This is a genomic window from Streptomyces chlorus (assembly GCF_042655885.1).
Lineage (GTDB): Bacteria > Actinomycetota > Actinomycetes > Streptomycetales > Streptomycetaceae > Streptomyces > Streptomyces chlorus.
In genome coordinates, this window is record NZ_JBHSOA010000149.1 from 1 (window position 1) to 17564 (window position 17564).

Consider the following 17564-nt stretch of genomic DNA (forward strand, 5'->3'; position numbering starts at 1 on the left):
CCTACGGAACGCTCACGCCGCCGCTGAACTGCGGATATGTGCGGGGTTGACGGGGGTGGGCTGAGGCCCTCGTCGACCTTGGAACCGTGGCAGAATCCGAGCTGCTAAGAGGCTGTTTTCCGGGAGCGATCCTGAGGGGGAGAAGGCGTGACTGGTATCAGCCGACAGCAGCCTGATGCATCACGTATGGATGCGCTGCCGACGGAGAGTTGGCGGCCGGCGAAGCGGCGGGCATTTCTCGGTGACTTCGCTCCTGCCTTCCTCGACTATGAAAACCTCCACGAGGTGTACGGAAAAGAGGTACCGAACGCGGTCCTGGAGAACGTCATCGGCCTGACGGTCTGCTACGACGAGCTGTGGTTCCTGCACCGACGGCTGTGTCCTGCTGACATGCAGGACCTGGACTTTGTGAAGTTTGTGTCCGACGACGCTCAGCTCGCGAAGGTCGCCGAGGAAGTACTTCAGGACAGCCAGCGAATGCTGTGGGATCACTGGAAGCGCCAGCACGCTGGCGGTCCCGGGGGCCTTCCACTCCCGACGCCCGCACGCAACCAGCGGTACGCAAACCGGTGGGCCCGGCATCAGCCACTGCGAGATCATCTGACTAACGCCCTCAGGTCGGCTGGATACGCATGCCGTCTCGAAGGCCTTAAGTTCAGTAATCACTCTTTTCTGGGTATGCATGCAGATATGCACCAGATGTCCCAGTGGCCGATTGCGGATGCTCTCCAGTTGGGCCCGCTGGACGTCATCATCAACTCAGGCTCCTCAGTGCTTGCCGACCTCTGGCCAATGACCGAGGGCAATGAGCCCGAGGACGTGCAGTTCGAGGTACACAAGGTTGCTGCTTTGGAAGAGGTTCTGCACCTTCGCAGCACGGACACCTTGACAGCCAAAGGGGCCTATCACGAGTACATCGCCGACCTCCGCAAGGACAAGCGGATCAGGGATCTGCGGGAGTTTCTCGCGGGCAGGCCATCGCCTGACGGCAGGGCGAAAGCGCTCAGCCAGGAGGTTGAGCGGCTCGTTTCCTCCTACCAGAGGGAGGTCAACCGAAGGTGGAATCGGCCAGCTTTGCTGCGCACCATCGGCAGCATGGCCCTGTCCTCAATTGGCAACCACCTGATGCCTGGGATTGGAGTGTTCGGAAGCTTGGTGAACGCGGACCGATCCATCTCCGACTTCAAGTTCCGCCGGAACAACCGGTGGGCAGCGTTCGTCATCGATGCCCGTGACCGGCTGACGCAGCAGGACAGTAGCTGACGGTAGCGTCCAGACCTCGCCTGAGCTAGCGGTCAGCGGCTCTCTTCTGGTTCAGGGCCCGGGTCAGCTTGCGGTTGGCGCCCGGGCAGCCGCAAGCTCCGCATTGGCGGCGGTCTGGGACGATGCCGCTATGTGTGCAGCCCGAAGACCCGCAGAGGCCCCCTCGCTCCGGCTAACGGTGTCAGCGCGTGAGCGCCTCGAAGCCGTTGTCTTTGATGCCAACGCCTACGGCATGGCCCGACCGGATTTGGAACAGCTCAAGAGACTCGCCGGCCGCCTCGCTGGCATCGGCATCGAGACCTGGGTACCCGAGCCGGTGGCCTGGGAGTGGGCAGAGCATGTCTCCCGCGACTGGGAGACCGTGAAGAACGCCGCAAGACAGGAGCGCGACCGGATGAGTCGGGCTGGCATCCCGGTCGCTGTGCCCACGTCGGCATACGACAGCAGAGAAGCCGTCATTGACGCGGTGCTGACCAACTTGAGCGCGATACCGCATGTGAAGATCATTAAGCTGACGGGCAGCAGCGCCGTTGAAGGCCTAAAGGACCAGGTCCTTCAGCGCAAGCCGGCCAAGACCAAGGGCGGCACTCCGGAGAAGCCCGGATCCGCGGTCAAGACGGGAGCTAGCGACAGCGCCTGGCTGCGCGATGTACTGGAGCTTGCCTCGCCAGAGAAGATTTTGATCATCGGCGCGGACAAGGACGTCGACGCGGCCTTCACGGCATGGAACAAGCCTATGCCGCTGATGCGCACACTGGACAAGCTGCGATCGACCCTGTTCGACGTCACCGTGGATGACGGACATGCGCAAGCGGCCATCGCTCGCCACCTCCTGAGACAGCTCCCCGCAGACACCCTCGACAGTGACGGTACCGGCTTCGACATTGGCCATATCACGGGGCTGGAAACCGCGATCACCAATAGGACCGACGGTGACGGCAGCAGCCTCAGCGTCTACGGAGCCAGCGTGACGCGCCTTGTGGCCCTCGCAGGAGTGGGCGAGGTGAGTCTCGGGGGCGACGTGCTTGATAACTCCGTTCCGAAGGAGACAGCCCACACGCGGCGCACCGGCGACCTCGGCCCCGTCAATCAGGTTGTCGCCTACGCCACGGCGTACTTTCTGGCGGAGGGCGAAGCAACGGTACAGACGCTGTACAACGGCGGTGACCCGGAAGTGTCGGTCCTTCACTACGACAACATCCTGGTCCGAGCCGAACTCAGCTTCCACTTCACCGACGGGTCGATCACTGCGGTAGAAGCCGAGGCTGAGGCCGTCGCCGCGGTTGTCAAGAGCGCTTTTGACGACGACGGCGACGCCCTTCACCGGCTGGATGAGGTGCTGACCTGGGTGCCGGGCCTTGAACTCGAAGTGGCCCCCCTCCTCTACTCAGATTCATCAGAAGCCTCCGCCCAGATCCAAGGAGTTCCAACCCAGATCAGAAGCACGCTGACTCCTAGGGACGGCGCCTGGGGGCTGGACCTGGTACTTGAGCATGGCGGAGCCGATGGTGGCCTCGACCTGCTGGAGGTGACCTGCGACTACGACCCGGACTCCTGGTGGGGCGGCTACCGCGACGGCGTCCAGGGGCCTGACGCCTACCAAGTCGGGGTTTCAGGATCCGATGTCCTGGGATCCCACGGCCTGTGGACTGTTCCTGCATGGGTCATCAGCAAGATTGAATGGGATGCCTTTGAGGCACCTGGTCCATCAGAGGAGCCCACTGAGAACGATGACTGAAGGGCTCAAGGAGTCCTGAGAGGGCGGTCCGTGACCCTTGAGTGGTTCTGTCGTCGCCTGATGGTGTGGGTGACTCATCAGACAAGCAGTGGGCCCTGATCGAGCCGGTGACCTTTTAGACGTGACGTATCACCGCCAGGCGCCATTTGGCTTCACGGTCAAGCGGCGGGGCGGTGGGAGTGGACTTCGGCATGTGGGTCTCCGTAATAATCAGAGACCCAGGTGTCGTCCAAGGCTCATCTGATCAGCCTTTTGTGGGCGGTCTGGAACGAGCCGAGCTCGTCCGGCAGGTCCCGCCAGGGAGAGCAGGTGCGGTACTTCCACGCGATGGCCTCAAGGGTCCGGCGGTGGTCGGCCCACCGCCGTCCGCGGACCGGATCGGCCGGCATCAGCGGCTCGATCCGGTCCCACATCGCATTAGTCAAAGAGACACGCTCTAGGAGTCGAGGGCCTGCTCTTCGAGGCACTTGTCCTCCGTACCCGAAGCGCCGATCTGGCGGACTCGGTGCAGCAGCGGATCCGTGCGGTCGACGGCGGAGACGACGAGGAGTAGGCGATGACGGTCACCGTGAGCGAGTTGGAGCACGGAGGCGATGGCGCTGCTCTGAGCAGCTCCCCGCGGCGAAACGCCGCGAGGCCTACTCGCCGATAGGTGTTCGGGGTACGCCGACGGCGCCGGCCCGTCGCGCCCGCGCCCAGGCTCCCTCGTAGGCGCGTGGCCCTCGCAGCGGGTGAAGGTCCGGGCGGATAGACGCTGCAAGGCTCTCGCGCATGGTCTGCATGGCGTCCTCCGCAGCCTCGCTGAATTCGAGAGGAGGGAAATCGATCGACTGGAACACTTCGGCGGTGACCGGCTGAGGCCAGTCGGCGCGCAGAATGGTCAGCCGCGGATCGCTTGTGCTGGGCACGAGCAGGACGGTTGTTGTGAGGCGACAGGCACCCCATGTCGTCGCGCGGTCAGCGTTCACGAACCCGGTGAGTTGCCACCGAACGGTCGCCATGAACCATTCTTGATCGCCGATGCGGTACGACTGCAAGGCCTTCACCTCGTCAACCGTGAGGCGCCCTCCAGTGAACCAGCCGTAGGCGGGAACGACCATCAGGACGCCGTCGGCGTCGGCGATGGTGCAGTTGAAAGTGCCGTCCATGGGGAGGCAGCCGATTTCGGTGGCTGTGTTCACGAGCTGGCTTCTGATCTTGGGCTTCTCCAGGAGGGTCCGCAATGCGGTCTCGTCCGTCGGCACCGCCGTGGCGAACTCGGCCACGAGCTCGTCCATGTTCCGGTAGTGCCTGAACGTGTTCGTGAGCCCTGCGACGTCCTTGTCCATGGGGTCGGGGTACGCCGTGCCGTCGCCGAAGTCCCGAGTGTTGTTGCTGACGAAGTAGATCTGCTCCTCGGGGTGCTGCTTCGCGTACTCGATGGCCGACAGCCAGATCGCGGCGTCCCGGCTGCCGATCTTCTCCGACTTGTGGATCTTGCATGGGGGCAGGCAGTTCGCCTCGCGGAATGCCGCTTCCCGGAACGCCGAGTAGCTCGTCTCGATCACGTCCAGGACCGTGCTCCACCGTTCTCGGCAGTCCTTACGGACATCGTTCGGCTCGCAAGGGCCGAGAGGGGAACCGAGGCTCCAAGGTGTGGTCTCGCGCAGGGCATCGATCGCCGCGGTCGCTCGGGCGTGCTGCTCCTGATACTTGATGGCCCGTTGAGCGGCGAGTTCCTCCATGACCACCCACGGCACCGCCACCCGCTCGCCGGCTACAGACCGAATGGCACGCAGCAGGTCGGCACTGCTGTCCTCCGGGGTGAGGCCCCACAGAATGTTCGTGTCCAGGATGATCAACGCGCGCTCCCGTCGCCCCGAGTGAGTGATCTCCCAGGGTTTCAGGAGTAGCGCACGTCTGCAGCGAGTTTCGCCGTCGAGGGGGGCGCCGACGGCTGGGTTGCGCTGGTCTTAGTCTCTGGCTGGACATCCTTCGATACTTGCGGCCGCCTCGAAGGTCACTAGGATGCCTAGGATTACGAGCATTTTGATGGGGGGCCCGTGGCTGCACAAGTTGAGGTTTGTCGACTCGAATTCTGTGATCGCCCAATACGAGTCGTGAAGTTTAGCCTTTGTTCTGGACATTACCGGCAGATGCGTGCGGGCGTCGAGTTCAAGCCCCTCCGCAAAAGGACTTCCAAGTATGAGGACAAGTGCTCGATTGAGGGTTGTGGGCGCCCACATGCGTCCTTGGGGTATTGCTCGGCGCATGTTCAGCGGGTTGCTATGGGGGTAGCGCTAGACACTCCTATACAGAAGAGGGTGAGCCCATACAAGAGGCGGGACGGCTCGGGGAACTATCTGTGCACTAAGTGTGAACAGTACCTACATGTGGCCGAGTTTGGGAAAGGGTCCGGAGTCAACGGGATCGCCACATGGTGTCGTCGATGCTTTGTTACGAGTAAGTACGGAATCTCGCGAACGGAATTCGAAGCGATGCTAAAGGCGCAGGGAGGCGCCTGTTGGATATGTCAAGAGATTCCGGAAGATGCATTCGTAATAGACCATGATCACTCATGCTGTCCAGGTGATAAGCGGATCTGCGGGAAATGCACCCGCGGTCTGCTGTGCAAGCTGTGCAACACGGCACTGGGGATGTTCAAAGACGACCCGAAAAGAATCGCGCGTGCGATCGTATATCTGGAGAAGGTCGATCGAAATGTGACGATCGATCGCGGATGAATTTATCCGTGTTCGCTAGAAGCATAACCCGTTTACTCCAGAGCGAAGCCGCCGTTGATGTACCAAGAACTGCCAGCTAGAGCCTGGAACATGACGGCCTTCCATGAGTTGGGGTCTTCGTCGGCCCCACCGTCGGCCTCGTCCTTTAGGTAGGCCGGGATAGTGGAAGGCGCCTTACGTTTCAAGACGTAGCGAAGGCTAGTCATTGCCCGACTGGCTTGGTTCCCATAAAGCTCCGCGAGGCCGAACATTTGAAAGTGCCAACGCACCCGCGCCGCGAGGACCTCATCCCAGCTTGACGGTGGTTTCACATGGAATGAGACACATGCCGGAGCTACTTCATGGACTCGCGCAAAGAGCCATTGCTCTTTGCTGATGTCATCGAAGTAGGGATGCAGCGTCTGGTCGTGCGCGCCCTTAGGATCTGCATCACTTTTCAATGTGTTGCAGCTCCGGCAAGCGGGGACCAGGTTAGAGGGTGCCACAGCCAGCAGAGGGTACAGCGACTTCGGCAACTGGTGGTCGAGGGTTTCCACATCACGGTGAGCACAGAGAGGGCATAGTCTGCCTGCGATCTTCAGCTCATCGTAGATTTCTCTCGCTGGGTGATCCTTGTTTGCCAGGCGTTGCGTGTAATTCTTCGTGAGCTGCGTCCTGTCCGTTTCATCGGAAGGGTTGGTCTTGAGTTCAGCCAGTGTATGGAGGTTAGCTGTGGAGGCGGCAGATTCGAACTCGTCGGCGGCGTTGACTACGTCCTCCGCCAGGGCTCGCAGTCGCGCCTTGACTTTCGGCAGAGTCTTGCTGATGCAGAGGGCGTAGACCTCGCGTGCCGATAGGTCCGGGGCCTGCACAGGGCGCATTAGAGATGGCCCTCCGCTTCACCGGTATCACGGACTGCGATGAGAGATCGGACGATGGACTTGGCCTCGCCCCCCAACTGTCCGCTGAATCTCCTGAGCACGCTTTCGTATGACAACCCTTGGCGAACCGCTGCCTTCAGATCACGGTGGAATCCGGAGTCCGTCACCTCCAGTCCGAATACCTCGTGGGTGAGGACGCCGACGTTCTCGCCGAAAGTCTCGAGGGTTGGGCGGTCCGCAGCCATATGGTTACCGAAACGGCGTAGCTTCCAGACGCATGACGCGGGCACCTCTTGAAGTACCACCGGCGAGTGAGTGGCGACCACAGCCAGCCCGTTACGCTCCGTCAACAGATCAGACAAGGTGCGAATGAATGCGGCCAACAATGGCGGATGGAGGTGGGACTCGGGTTCGTCTATGACTACGAGGGATCGCTCCGTCACGTGCTCTACAAGGCGAGTCATCGTTAGTAGGACGACCTTGTGGCCCGAGCTCAGGCCGGCAAACAACTGCTTCGCTTTGCGTCTACGGGCAGTTGCGTTTTGCGTGGCCTGGAAGTCCTCTACCCAGTCCTCTTCAAGGAAGCCGGCGCTGGCGTATTGCAAAGTCCGCAGCGTCTTCGCCCACCTGTCTGACCGTTCCCCGGTCAAACACGCTTCCACGCTATCTGCGAAGTCTTCTTTGAGTTGAGATGGTGTCTTTACCCGTGGCGTCCGATTGCTTGTGGAGGGGACTCGAAGACCTACATAGGCGTAGGAGATGGCCACGTCGTCATCGCTGATGAGCGGAAACTCGTCGAACGCGCTGAAGGTGACACTGACCAAGTTCGCAAAAGAGCTGCGCGCACCTCGGTCGCTTTCAATAATGCGACCGACCTCGCGTGGGTCAGCTTGATAGACGCCGACCGCGCGAGTCAGTCTGTTGAGAAGGAACGACTTTCCGACACTGTTGCGGCCAATTAGCACGTGAATGTTCGTTGACGGCCGCGAGTTCGGTGACACGCTGAAATGTAAGACCACAGGCTTCCCCCTGCCCTCAGCGGGGGAAGGGGCCTCGTAGGCTACTTGGAAGCTAGACACTCGAGCACCGCCCTGGGCAATGCGGCGATACTGCTCCGTGACGGCGGCCGGCTTCACGAATCGCATGAGGGACTCTACGGTCACCTTCTCGTGTTGGGCGCGATTGAAGATGCTGTCGTTGAACGCTATGTCCTTCAGCGCGGACAGCACGGAACGACGCATATCGTCTCCGAGCTGGCGTAGGCGCTCGTAGTAGGAATCATCCTGCCCCAGAGAAAAATGGCGTGGTCCGAGTTCTTCAAAAGAATCGGGTACTCGGACTACGCGACCTGGGCGCTTGACGCTCGGCTCGATCCCGGACTGCATCCCGAACTCGCCGATCTTCACTTCGCCGATGCCATGTCGGCGGCCGTTCTCATCGTAGACCACTAAGTGGAACATGGTCATGAACCCGAAGTCGTTCCAGGCGTCCCTCACGAGCAGAGCATGGGACCACAGGTCTTTCGGCTGCCGACCGCCCCGTTCCACGACTGTGAACTGCACGCTTTTTCGCCCCCGCTCCCACACGGTCAAACGACTGCTTGCCACCAGTGCAACGCATGAGCAGGCCAGTACTCTGACCTGCCTCAACCATCCCAGCGGCCCAAGTCGTTGCGGCCCTTCGACCCCACACCTTCATCAGGTGGGGTAGGAGCCACTGGATCCCTCTATCGGGGAGCGGTGGAAGTGGCCCAGAGCACGGGAGTTCCTGGCCGCTGGGAGGGTGAGGCACCTCAAAGTAGCGTTGATGCTATTGCGTATTGATGTCGAGATCTTCGGCTGCTTCTTCGATGGGTTCCAAGAATCCGTTCAAGAAGGAAGCGCGGTCAAACTCGCCTTCGGCACGAATGTTGATTTCGATGCGTACGGCACCCTGCTCATCCCGTAGCCAGGAGAGAGACCGACCAAGGTTGAAAAGGCCAGATCGTTCCACGACGGCTTTAACGTTGGCCACTCGCACAACGTTGCTTGGTCCTCCGCTGCCCGAGCCCGGCTTACCTTCTTGTGAGGTTGTGGATGGTGCGGGAGGAGCGGGCTGTCGCTTGATCTCACCCTTCGGGTCGGGTTCAGGGACCTCTGGGGTCGGCTCGACGACCGCTAGAAGGAACTCACGGGCGTAGTCTTGCCAGAGGATCGCTGCGTCGTCTGACAGGTCGACTTCATCAGCTGTGAGGCGTTCTCCAAAGCGCACTTGGCGGGCGTCCCGAGGAACGATGCCCTCCCCATCCCGCACGAGGCCCACCACATAGCCCAGCTCTGACTCCGAGACCGCCTTAGCGATAGCAGAAGCAACGGCCTGTTTGTCCCAAAGCTTCGTGAAGTCGTAGTAGCTGTAGAACCAGTCCACCAGGTCGGCGCATGTGACGGCCTTCCGATCTTGCCCCAGGCCGGCCAGCGCAACCAGCTTCGCTGCAGTAATGGAGCTGAACACTCGTTGGCTGAGGGCATCTACAACCCGTTCGTGAAGGGCTCGTCCCGCTGCGAGCATCGTGCGGAGGTCAGAGGTCTCCAGTACGTACGGTGCGTCGCCCGTCCGGGACCGGATTGGGATGGTCACGGTGCTGTACGTGGCGCCGATGGCCGCGGAGCCGTCACGCCGTGCGTTGCCGGACTTCTCTCTTAGCTCTTCGATCTGCTCGGCGCTGAAGTTGTACTGCCTAGCCTTCGACAGGAGCGAATCAGCAGCCAAGCGCAGCCTTACGGCATGACGAGCAAGGTCAAACTGCCCCTTGTCCGGAAGCACCAAAGCAAGCCCGTTGCGGTATCGCCGAGGCGCGCCCTTGCCTGCCTGCTCGATGAACTTTGATTGTGGATCGCGCTCCTCCGACCAGTCCGGATGCAGGTAGGCGACCGTGAACACAGGGCGCTCGTCAGCGATACCGCTCGGTACTTCTGGCCACAGGGCTACCCCCTTGGTACCGCGCAGCTGGTTCTCAAGCTCGCCCCGAACCTCGGTGAGTACCTCGTTGGAGCTGAGCTTGGTGGCTTCGTCCCGCACAAGCTTTGTCAGATTGGGTGTCGGCTCGAACCGGTAGCGGCGTCCCGTGTAATGGAGGTACAGCTCCTCCTCGCGGAGGTCGTGCAGTGCGGACACCACGACATTCCGTGTCAAGCCGGGAACTAGGACACTCTTGACGAGGTCCGTCTCAAGGACACCGCGGTCCTCGCCCTCGCGGGCCCCGAAGCTGTAAAGCATGATGGCGGAGGCGACACGAGTGCCCACTCGGAGTTGAGCGAGCATCGGACTGTCGGCTCCGAGGGTGCGGTCGACGGTCGCGCATCCGGCACCGTCCGACGTGACGTCGCTCGATAGCACGGCCACGTACCGCTCCCGCTCACCAACCTGGGAGAAGAAGGCGCCTCGGGTTGCCTCGTCGGTGAAGTCGATGTCCCCGGGCCCAATGAGCGGGCTCTTCGCGCCCGACTTCCACAAGGCGTGCACAACGGCGGCCAAGAACTGCAAAGCACCACGAGTTCGCTGGTAGGAGATCAGCGATCCCCAGCGGTGGTACATCAGATCCAGTAGCTCTGGGTGGAAGGGGTAAGCAGCCAGGATCCGCTCTTCGAGAGAATCGGCAGCCGCATCAGCTTCTCGGCGTGCGTCACCCGTTTCCGCTGCAGCAAGCAGTTGTTTCCGCAGGAGGCCGGAGTAGGAGCGGGCAACCTCCTGGTGAGTGGCGTCGTCCCCAAGCTCGGCGAAAAGCCGTCGTTGGACGACGCGCAGCACCTCGTCGCCTGCGACCGGCTCACGCTTGGAGTCCACCCGGGCAACGAGCTTGTCCAGGTCGCTCAGCAGTCCTTCGGCCCCGACAGCCTCGCCGACACTGGCCTGGAGGCTGTAGACCATGACCACGTTTGGCTGGGCGCTGACGACCTCAGTGAGGGCCTGGAGGAACAGCATGGCCTGCCGGCCTGCGTTTGATTCTCCCTTGGCAACCACCATGGCCTTCTCGACGTAGATCAAGACCTCGTCGAGAAGGATGAGTGTCGGGCTGTCGCCGATGATTTGGCGCAGCACCTCGCCGCCCGGCGCAGCGCCCGTTCGATCGTGCTCTTCTACGAGTTCGTAGTGTCCGAGCTGTGCGGCAAGCTCCCCCCATAAAGTATGCGTCTCGGTTCCAGTTGCCGTTGCCGGAGTAAGGGCATCGAGCTCCTCACCGGACAGTACGGCGACCTGAACCTTGCCGGGGTCAGCGATGTCCTTCAGCTCCGGGCACGCAGCAACCGAAGCGGCACGGTCGCGGACCAGGTGGAGCAGCGCAACGAGGCTGTGCGTCTTACCGCCGCCAAAGGGGGTGCGAAGCTGGAGAACGTGAGAACCGGCCCCGCCAGCGAGCACGTCCATGACGTCCGTCAGCAGCTCGCCCATCTTCCCGGTGAGGTACGTCGCCTGGAAGAACCGGCCAGCGTCTGCATAGACGGGAGAGACGCCCTTGCGGCCGCGGAACACCGCAGACAGGTTGGCTGCGTAGGTGCCCATATCGAGGACACCCGCTGCCACATCCTCATGTGGGCGTGCGACCTCTGTCCAAGGCGACAAACGATAGCTCAAACTCACAGTCTCATAACCCCCTCTGCCTCAACATTACGGACGGCCCGCACCTCAGACCAGTCCTCGATCACCAATCATCGTCTTCCACGACGCCAGCAGCCGCTCCGCTGCGGCCGCCTCTCGACTCTTCGACTCGCTGGAGCTAGAGCGCAGGGCCCGGCCGCCCAAGGTCTGGATGACCTGACGGACCGCGTCGACGTCGACGTTTACGGACATGAGGTAGGCGGGAATCTGCCTCGGCTGGTACTCGGCACGCCAAAGCACTCCATGCGCGACGTCGATGAGGGGCGGTGCGACAGACGACTCAACCTCGTAGAGAGGCATGGTTCCACTTGCTTCCGTGTTTGGCTGTCCCAAGCGCGGATCGTCCCCGCGGTCCTCGAAGTCCCTGAGGACAACCGTGGACTTGACCTTGGCCACGAGTGGGTTAGGGCCGTTCGTCAACCCGCCAGGGCTGTCGAGGTCGGCACCGGCCATGCGGGCTAGGTTGTTGGCTTCGTCGAAGGGAACGGCAGCGTACCCATAGGAGAACTGAGCTGCTAGGTAGTAACGGGTGACCGGGTCCGTGCCAGCCAGCCCATCAACGATCGCGTCGAGAACCCGGTTCTGGACCATCTCCAGGAATGTCTCAGCAGGCAGCACTTCACCGTTGTCCTGCTCGACGCGCTCGTAGCGGGTCAGGGCACGAAGGCCAGCCCCGACTGTCGCGATGACCAAATCTGCACCGGTAAGGCCGAGTTCCTCAAGTCTCGCTTGGCGTTCCACGATGATCTGCCCCAACTCGACCATGACGTCGGCCTCGCTGCCGACGCCGGCGTCGGGCCGGCGTTTGCGAGCGACGAGGAAGATGGACGAAGCCAGGCTGGCGGTTCCTCGACCAACAGCCCTTTCGGGCATTTCTGTGTCCAGGGGCCAAGCCTCAGTGATGGTGAAACCCGCGGTCCTGAGCGACTCGACCAGGCTGGACCAACCCGAGGTGGTCTTGTGCGCATAGACGCAGATGAGCGGGGCGCCAGGCTTGAGCACCCGATGAGCCTCGGTGAAGGCCTGCTCCATGAGATCTTCGTAGTGTCGGCGGGCCTCGTCCTTGTTCCCGGAGTGACGGTAGGCCGCTACCACCGCCTCCTTCTTTTTCGGCGTCAGCTCTCCGCCCAAGTGTGTGGGGTAGAGGAAGCCGACCGACCGCTTCAGCCACACGTAGAAGAAGTCGGACAAGTCCGCGTACGAGATGTTGTCGTAGTACGGCGGGTCGGTAATGACCGCGTCCTGTGAGTCATTGGCCAGGGGGAGAGAAGCTGCCGACCCTCGCACGCAGGTGGCGGCGTTCGGCAGAGTAGAAAGCCGCTCGATGAGATCGGCGGTCTCCTTAAGGTACTTACGGATGTCTCCTGATGCTCCCGCGAAGGGGTTGGCCTCGTAGAAGTCCCACACCATGGGCAGCGCCTGGCGGGCGAACGTGTTCGTTCCGCCCTCATTCTTCGTGTCGAGGCGGCACAGGTTCGAGAGACGGTCGGCGACCCTGTTCAGAGCCATGGCGAATGCGGTGGCCATGGCAGCCGCGCGTCCGGAGTCCATGCCTTCGGCGCAGGCCTTGTCGTACACGGTGCGGATGCCGGCAGCCATTGTGCTCAGAGCGAGAAGTTGGCGCGGCGTAAACAGGTCACGGTAGTGAGAGAAGCCGTAGACCATGCACGTGCCGCCGGTGATGCGCATGGTGCCAGGAAGCGGCTCGTCCAGCGGGGCGACAGGGAGCTCTTCGAGACGCTTCAAACACTCTGCGTCGTCGGGCAGTTCGTATTCGCCGACGGCCAGGTAGTCCCGTCCCTTCCGATTCGGCTTGGCCGCAAGGGCTGCGAGCGGCGCTGTCCTCATGCGTCCGGCGCGTGCCTCTTTCTTCACGTGCTCGCTCTTGACCGGCGCGCCGCAGATGCGGCAAGCCACTTCACCTCCCCGGGAGCCCTCGGCGGGATCGAACCCAAGGTCAGCCTCGTTCGTTGCTGTAACGACCTCGTAGTGCAGCGTGAAAGTGTCGTGGTCGACCACTGGCTTGAGAGCAACCAGCCGGTTCTTCTTCCGGCCGAGCCAGGTCTGACGTACGAGGTGGGCATCGTGCTCAGGGACCCCGGGAGCGGGGTTGGGGCAACGCACGGTCCGTGTCCACAGGTACGCCAAGGGAAGGCGTCGTTCACTCTCACCATCGCTGAGGAAGGCCTGCTGGCCTGTACCGCCGTCGACGGACGGGTAGAAGGGCGCCAGGTCCTGCCATGCTTGGTCGACCCAGATCTTGCCCCACTTGCGGACGTCGTCAGCAAGGCCCGGGTAGCTCTGTGGAAACTCCATGAGCATCCGCTCGATGAGGTGAGCCACAGGGTTTAGTTCGTTGGCGGTGACCTCACACCCTAGGCGCAGCGCCTCGAGGGGAATGGCGCCTCCTCCGGAGAAGAGGTCGACGACCTTGGGGGGGCCGTCCTTGCTCGTCGCAAGTACCTCACTGCGCGCAGTCCGTATGGCGTGCTCGTCACCTCCCCAGGTGCACAGGGCCTCGAAGAAGTCTGATTCCTCCGCAAGTGAGCGCGTGCGACCTTCCGCCGGAGTGAGGGCCGCGTAGACAGCGGCGCGGGAAGCTGCAAGCGGTCGGCGAGCCCACCAGAGGTGCATCGAAGCGGGATGGCCAACTCGGCCACCGACCTTCTCGCTGGCGCTGGTGCGGCTGATGACATCGATCGGGATGACGTCTTCGATGAGCCGCTTGTCACTGCTGTCGCGCACTCTATTCCTCTCGCTCCGCAGCTCTTCCCTCTACAACCGCGTGAGCTCGGATGCTAGCTCCCGGTACGCGATAGCCGGTAACCTGCCGGATTTCTGACACATTGGGCAGCGCATGGTATGGATCTTGGACCCTCAGTAGGACAGGTTTTGTTGTGGCGCTGTAGACCACATACAGCCAATAGCCAGCGGCCCATCGCTGTGCGGCATACCACTCCGTCCGGTACAAGCCCACATCGCCCGTGGCGTCGGCACGCCCCTTCACCTCGATCCGGCGCACCTGCGCGTTGCCGTCGGGGAGCGTCCGCGTCGAGCGGATGTCGAAGCCGGTGCCGTCCATCAGATGGCCAAGATACTCAGGCTCCCACCCCTGCTGTCGTTCGAAGGCCATAGCCACCTCAACCGCTGCGTCCTCCACTTCCTTGCTGCTGGCTCGCATCACGTCGACATCAGGGTGCTCCGGCGCGCTGGGCGGTACGACTGAGGCTGACCCGAGGTGCGTCACCTTGCCTGAACGCACGACGCCGAGGCGGTTGAGGGACTCCAGCTTGGCGGCCCGCCGGTGCTTCAACTCCTGGAGCTGTCGTGCGGTGTTGTCCCTCTGAAGGCGATACGAGTCGTCCCCGGAAGCAACCTTGGTGTCGTAAACGTCCCACCGGCCTTCCAGGCGACGCTTCTGCGCCTCCATGGCTTCCTCAAGGTAGGAAGCCCGGAGTTTGGCTTGATCCAGGCGGTTGATCCGCTCCGCGTTGCTGCGGGGGAGCTGAACCTGGACACGCAGCCAGTCCGTCGCCGTCTTGATCTTCTCTGGCGAAACTGCGGCAGCTTTGCGTGCTTCGGTAGGGGTTGCCGGCGTAAGGGTGTGCAGGACGTCAGCTGGTCCCCGGTGAAGGCCGTCATGATCCTCTATCACCGCCACCACTTCCGCGAAAGCAAGTTCCGCTGCCCCGTGCAGGTCCTCACCGACTACCTCGTAGGCGAAAAGGTGAACGAAATAAGGTGCCCGCGCACCTGGGTCGACGAACGCTGCAGCACCCTGAGGGATACCGTCCGCAGTTAGGTCCCGCTCCAGGGACTCAGCGAGCGCCGCGAACAGTGGGTGACCTGGTGAGCACAGCACTGACTCCTCGTGCTCGACTCGGTCTCGTTCCTCCTTCTTGAAGGTGAGTTTGCGGTACTCCGAATCCGGACGGCCGCGATGCTTGACCGCCGCGAGGTCCTCGCTTCGCAGGGCGACGGGAACGTGTTCGATGCGGAGCAGCTGGTCCGCGCGGCGTTCCACACGGAGTCGTTGACGGCTGGCGGCTCGCAGGAAGAACGCTTCTGCGTACTCCGGCATGAGGCGCCGCTCCTCAGACAAGAAGTTCTGGCCGCGTACCCAGTCGATGTCCACGTACTTCTTCGCCAGGGCGATGCCTGTGTCCTTCTCGTACTCGGCCAGCTTGTTCGGGTTGAGGCGGTTGATCGCGGCGACGGCAGCGTCTCGGTTGGCCCGAGTAGGGCTGGCGAGGGTCTCCTTTACGAGCCGCTCGAAGTCGATGCCGTTGATGGTGAGAAGTTCGCCGATCACGTCGTACACACGGCCGTCGAGATCGTCTCGCATCGCTTCGAGCCGCGCGTGAAGACCAGCCAACAGCTGGCCTTCGATCGTGTTGGTCGCGCAGAAGTTAAAGATCCAACAGTCCGCACTCTGCCCAATCCGATGCACCCGGCCCATGCGCTGCTCTAGACGGACTGGGTTCCACGGAAGGTCATAGTTGATCATCAGGTGACAGAACTGAAGGTTGATGCCCTCCCCAGCAGCCTCGGTCGCGATGCAGATCTGCTTGTTCTGTCGGAAGTCGTGCTGCGCTCGCTTTCGCTCCGCGGGGGACTGCCCACCGTGGATCGTGCACACGGTGTAGCCCTGCTTGCGGAGGTCCTCTTCCAGGTAGTCCAGGGTGTCCCGATGCTCCGTGAAGATGAGGAGCTTGCCCCGGCCGTCCTTGAGCTCATCGAACTCTGCCCTCCTGAGGCATTCGCGCAGCGCCACCAGCTTTCGTTCATCACCCAGGTCCCTGACCCGGTCAGCGTGAACCACCAGCTTTCGGAGCTCGCTGACTTCGGCGCGCAGCTGCGAGAGCTGTTCGGCGCTGGTGACCTCGGTGACCAACGCGTCATCGACGGTTTCGTCCAGGTCGTCCGAAGCCGCTTCACCGTCGTCTTCGAAGTCTGAATCCGCCGGCATGCGCCCGAGGGAGGCAAGGCGCCGGTTCCGCTCGGCGGACGACATCATGTTCAGCTGATCAATGAGGTCGCTCAGGCGGTCGGCGCGCTTCATCAGCGAAGACCGGATGGCCCCGAGGCTGGATGCGAGTCGACGCTGAAGAACGGTGCGGGCGAGGGCCACGGCGTTGCCGCGGGACCCTGCACTAGGCCCCAGGTACCGGTTCACGTACTCGGTTACATCCTGGTACAGCGCGTATTCAGCGGTTGAAAGCTGGAACGGCTGAGTGCGGACGTGCCTCTCAACGAACAGTGCGTGATTGTGTTCATCTACGAGGTCTTCCTTCTGGCGCCTCAGGAAATACGGGTTGCCCTCGTTGGCGATCTGCTTCTTCACGAGGTCTGGCGTCGAGAACTGATCCGGGTCCAGTAGCCCAAGGAAACGAGTGAACCTGTCCTCGTCGCCTGAGTGCGGTGTTGCTGTGAGCAGCAGTAGCCGGTCTGCCTGCTGAGCAACGCCTTCTACCAGGGCATACCTTTTAGTCTTCACGACTCGCTCGTCTCGGCCCCGTTTTGTGAAAGCTGATGCCTTGTGAGCCTCGTCAACGACAACTAGATCCCACTGCGTGCGTAACAGTTCATCCCGCACGTCGTCACGCTTGGCGAAATCGATGCTGCTGATCGCGAGGGGGAAACGTTCCCAGGGGCTCTGGCCAAGCTGGTAGCGGACTTGCTCACCCGACACGATCTCGAACTGTTCGTCGAACTTTTCTAGCATCTCGTCCTGCCACTGCGTGGTGAGCGGGGCAGGACTAAGGATCAGGATGCGCTCCACCGCGCCTCGAAGCTTCAGCTCCTTCAGGAGCAGTCCCGCCATGATCGTCTTGCCGGCGCCGGGGTCATCTGCAAGAACGAAGCGCAGACGTGGCTGAGGCAGCATGTGCCGATAAACGGCTTCGATCTGATGCGGCAGACCGCGAACACCGCTCATCGAAACAGCGAAGAGTGGATCATGAGCGAAGGCATGTCTGATGCGCTGAGATTCCACCCACAAGAACAGATCTTGCGCGTCAACCAACTCTGGTTTTGGAGCGGCTTTCGCTAGGGAGGCTTCGAGCTCAGATTCTAGGATTTGCGTTTCGTCAGGCGCCCCATTGGCGTGACGAACCCGGACGAGGAATACGCCAGAGCCGATCGGCTCGGCATGTTCCACTCTCACGGGGTGCGCGAAATGACCATCGAGCATGACCAAACGGTTCTTGGCGCGCTCGCTCACGTCCTTCACGGGCCGTCCCTCCGTAACCTCCGCAGCAACAGCGTCAAACCTAGCCCAAGGCGAAGGTCAAGGCGTGGCAAAAAATATGAGACATCTGATCTTTCGTCCACAGGTCCTGTCTG

At 62.0% G+C, this 17564-nt stretch carries 10 protein-coding genes and 1 pseudogene; 3 read left to right on the forward strand and 8 right to left on the reverse strand.

Going from position 1 to position 17564, the window contains the following annotated elements:
- The first annotated feature begins 147 nt into the window (after positions 1 to 147).
- A complete protein-coding gene (locus ACFPZI_RS37000) occupies positions 148 to 1263 on the forward strand; it encodes a hypothetical protein (protein ID WP_381371554.1) in 1116 nt (371 codons plus the stop codon).
- Positions 1264 to 1441: 178 nt separating this feature from the next.
- Complete coding sequence (locus tag ACFPZI_RS37005) at positions 1442 to 3001, forward strand: hypothetical protein (protein WP_381371555.1); 1560 nt, start codon at positions 1442 to 1444, stop codon at positions 2999 to 3001.
- A 239-nt stretch (positions 3002 to 3240) separates the two neighbouring features.
- On the opposite strand, the pseudogene ACFPZI_RS37010 reads toward ACFPZI_RS37005, so the two are convergent.
- The 3 genes and pseudogenes from ACFPZI_RS37010 to ACFPZI_RS37020 all read right to left on the reverse strand — a co-directional run.
- Positions 3241 to 3414: pseudogene (locus ACFPZI_RS37010) on the reverse strand (transposase); the annotation flags it as partial.
- Positions 3415 to 3437: 23 nt separating this feature from the next.
- Positions 3438 to 3587: a hypothetical protein gene (locus ACFPZI_RS37015; protein WP_381371556.1), complete on the reverse strand. Its 150-nt coding sequence runs from the start codon at positions 3585 to 3587 to the stop codon at positions 3438 to 3440.
- A gap of 52 nt (positions 3588 to 3639) precedes the next feature.
- On the reverse strand, positions 3640 to 4842 hold the full coding sequence (locus ACFPZI_RS37020; protein WP_381371557.1) for a PIN domain-containing protein: 1203 nt from the start codon (positions 4840 to 4842) through the stop codon (positions 3640 to 3642).
- A gap of 426 nt (positions 4843 to 5268) precedes the next feature.
- Here ACFPZI_RS37020 and ACFPZI_RS37025 point away from each other — a divergent pair, with 426 nt between their 5' ends.
- Positions 5269 to 5724 (forward strand): endonuclease VII domain-containing protein, encoded by a 456-nt coding sequence (locus ACFPZI_RS37025; RefSeq protein WP_381371558.1) that lies wholly within the window; start codon positions 5269 to 5271, stop codon positions 5722 to 5724.
- Positions 5725 to 5756: 32 nt separating this feature from the next.
- Here the strand turns inward: ACFPZI_RS37025 and ACFPZI_RS37030 are convergent, their stop codons facing one another.
- The 5 genes from ACFPZI_RS37030 to ACFPZI_RS37050 all read right to left on the reverse strand — a co-directional run bounded on the left by ACFPZI_RS37030 (position 5757) and on the right by ACFPZI_RS37050 (position 17451).
- Entirely contained in the window at positions 5757 to 6575 is an 819-nt protein-coding gene (locus ACFPZI_RS37030) for an HNH endonuclease (RefSeq protein ID WP_381371559.1), read from the reverse strand.
- 8 nt (positions 6576 to 6583) lie between these two features.
- On the reverse strand, positions 6584 to 8080 hold the full coding sequence (locus ACFPZI_RS37035) for an AAA family ATPase (RefSeq protein WP_381371560.1): 1497 nt from the start codon (positions 8078 to 8080) through the stop codon (positions 6584 to 6586).
- Between the two features lie 313 nt (positions 8081 to 8393).
- Positions 8394 to 11123 (reverse strand): ATP-binding protein, encoded by a 2730-nt coding sequence (locus ACFPZI_RS37040; protein ID WP_381371561.1) that lies wholly within the window; start codon positions 11121 to 11123, stop codon positions 8394 to 8396.
- A 123-nt stretch (positions 11124 to 11246) separates the two neighbouring features.
- Positions 11247 to 13964, reverse strand: coding sequence for a DUF1156 domain-containing protein (locus tag ACFPZI_RS37045; RefSeq protein WP_381371562.1), 2718 nt, complete (start codon positions 13962 to 13964; stop codon positions 11247 to 11249).
- 1 nt (position 13965) lies between these two features.
- Positions 13966 to 17451: a helicase-related protein gene (locus ACFPZI_RS37050; RefSeq protein ID WP_381371563.1), complete on the reverse strand. Its 3486-nt coding sequence runs from the start codon at positions 17449 to 17451 to the stop codon at positions 13966 to 13968.
- Positions 17452 to 17564: the final 113 nt, after the last annotated feature.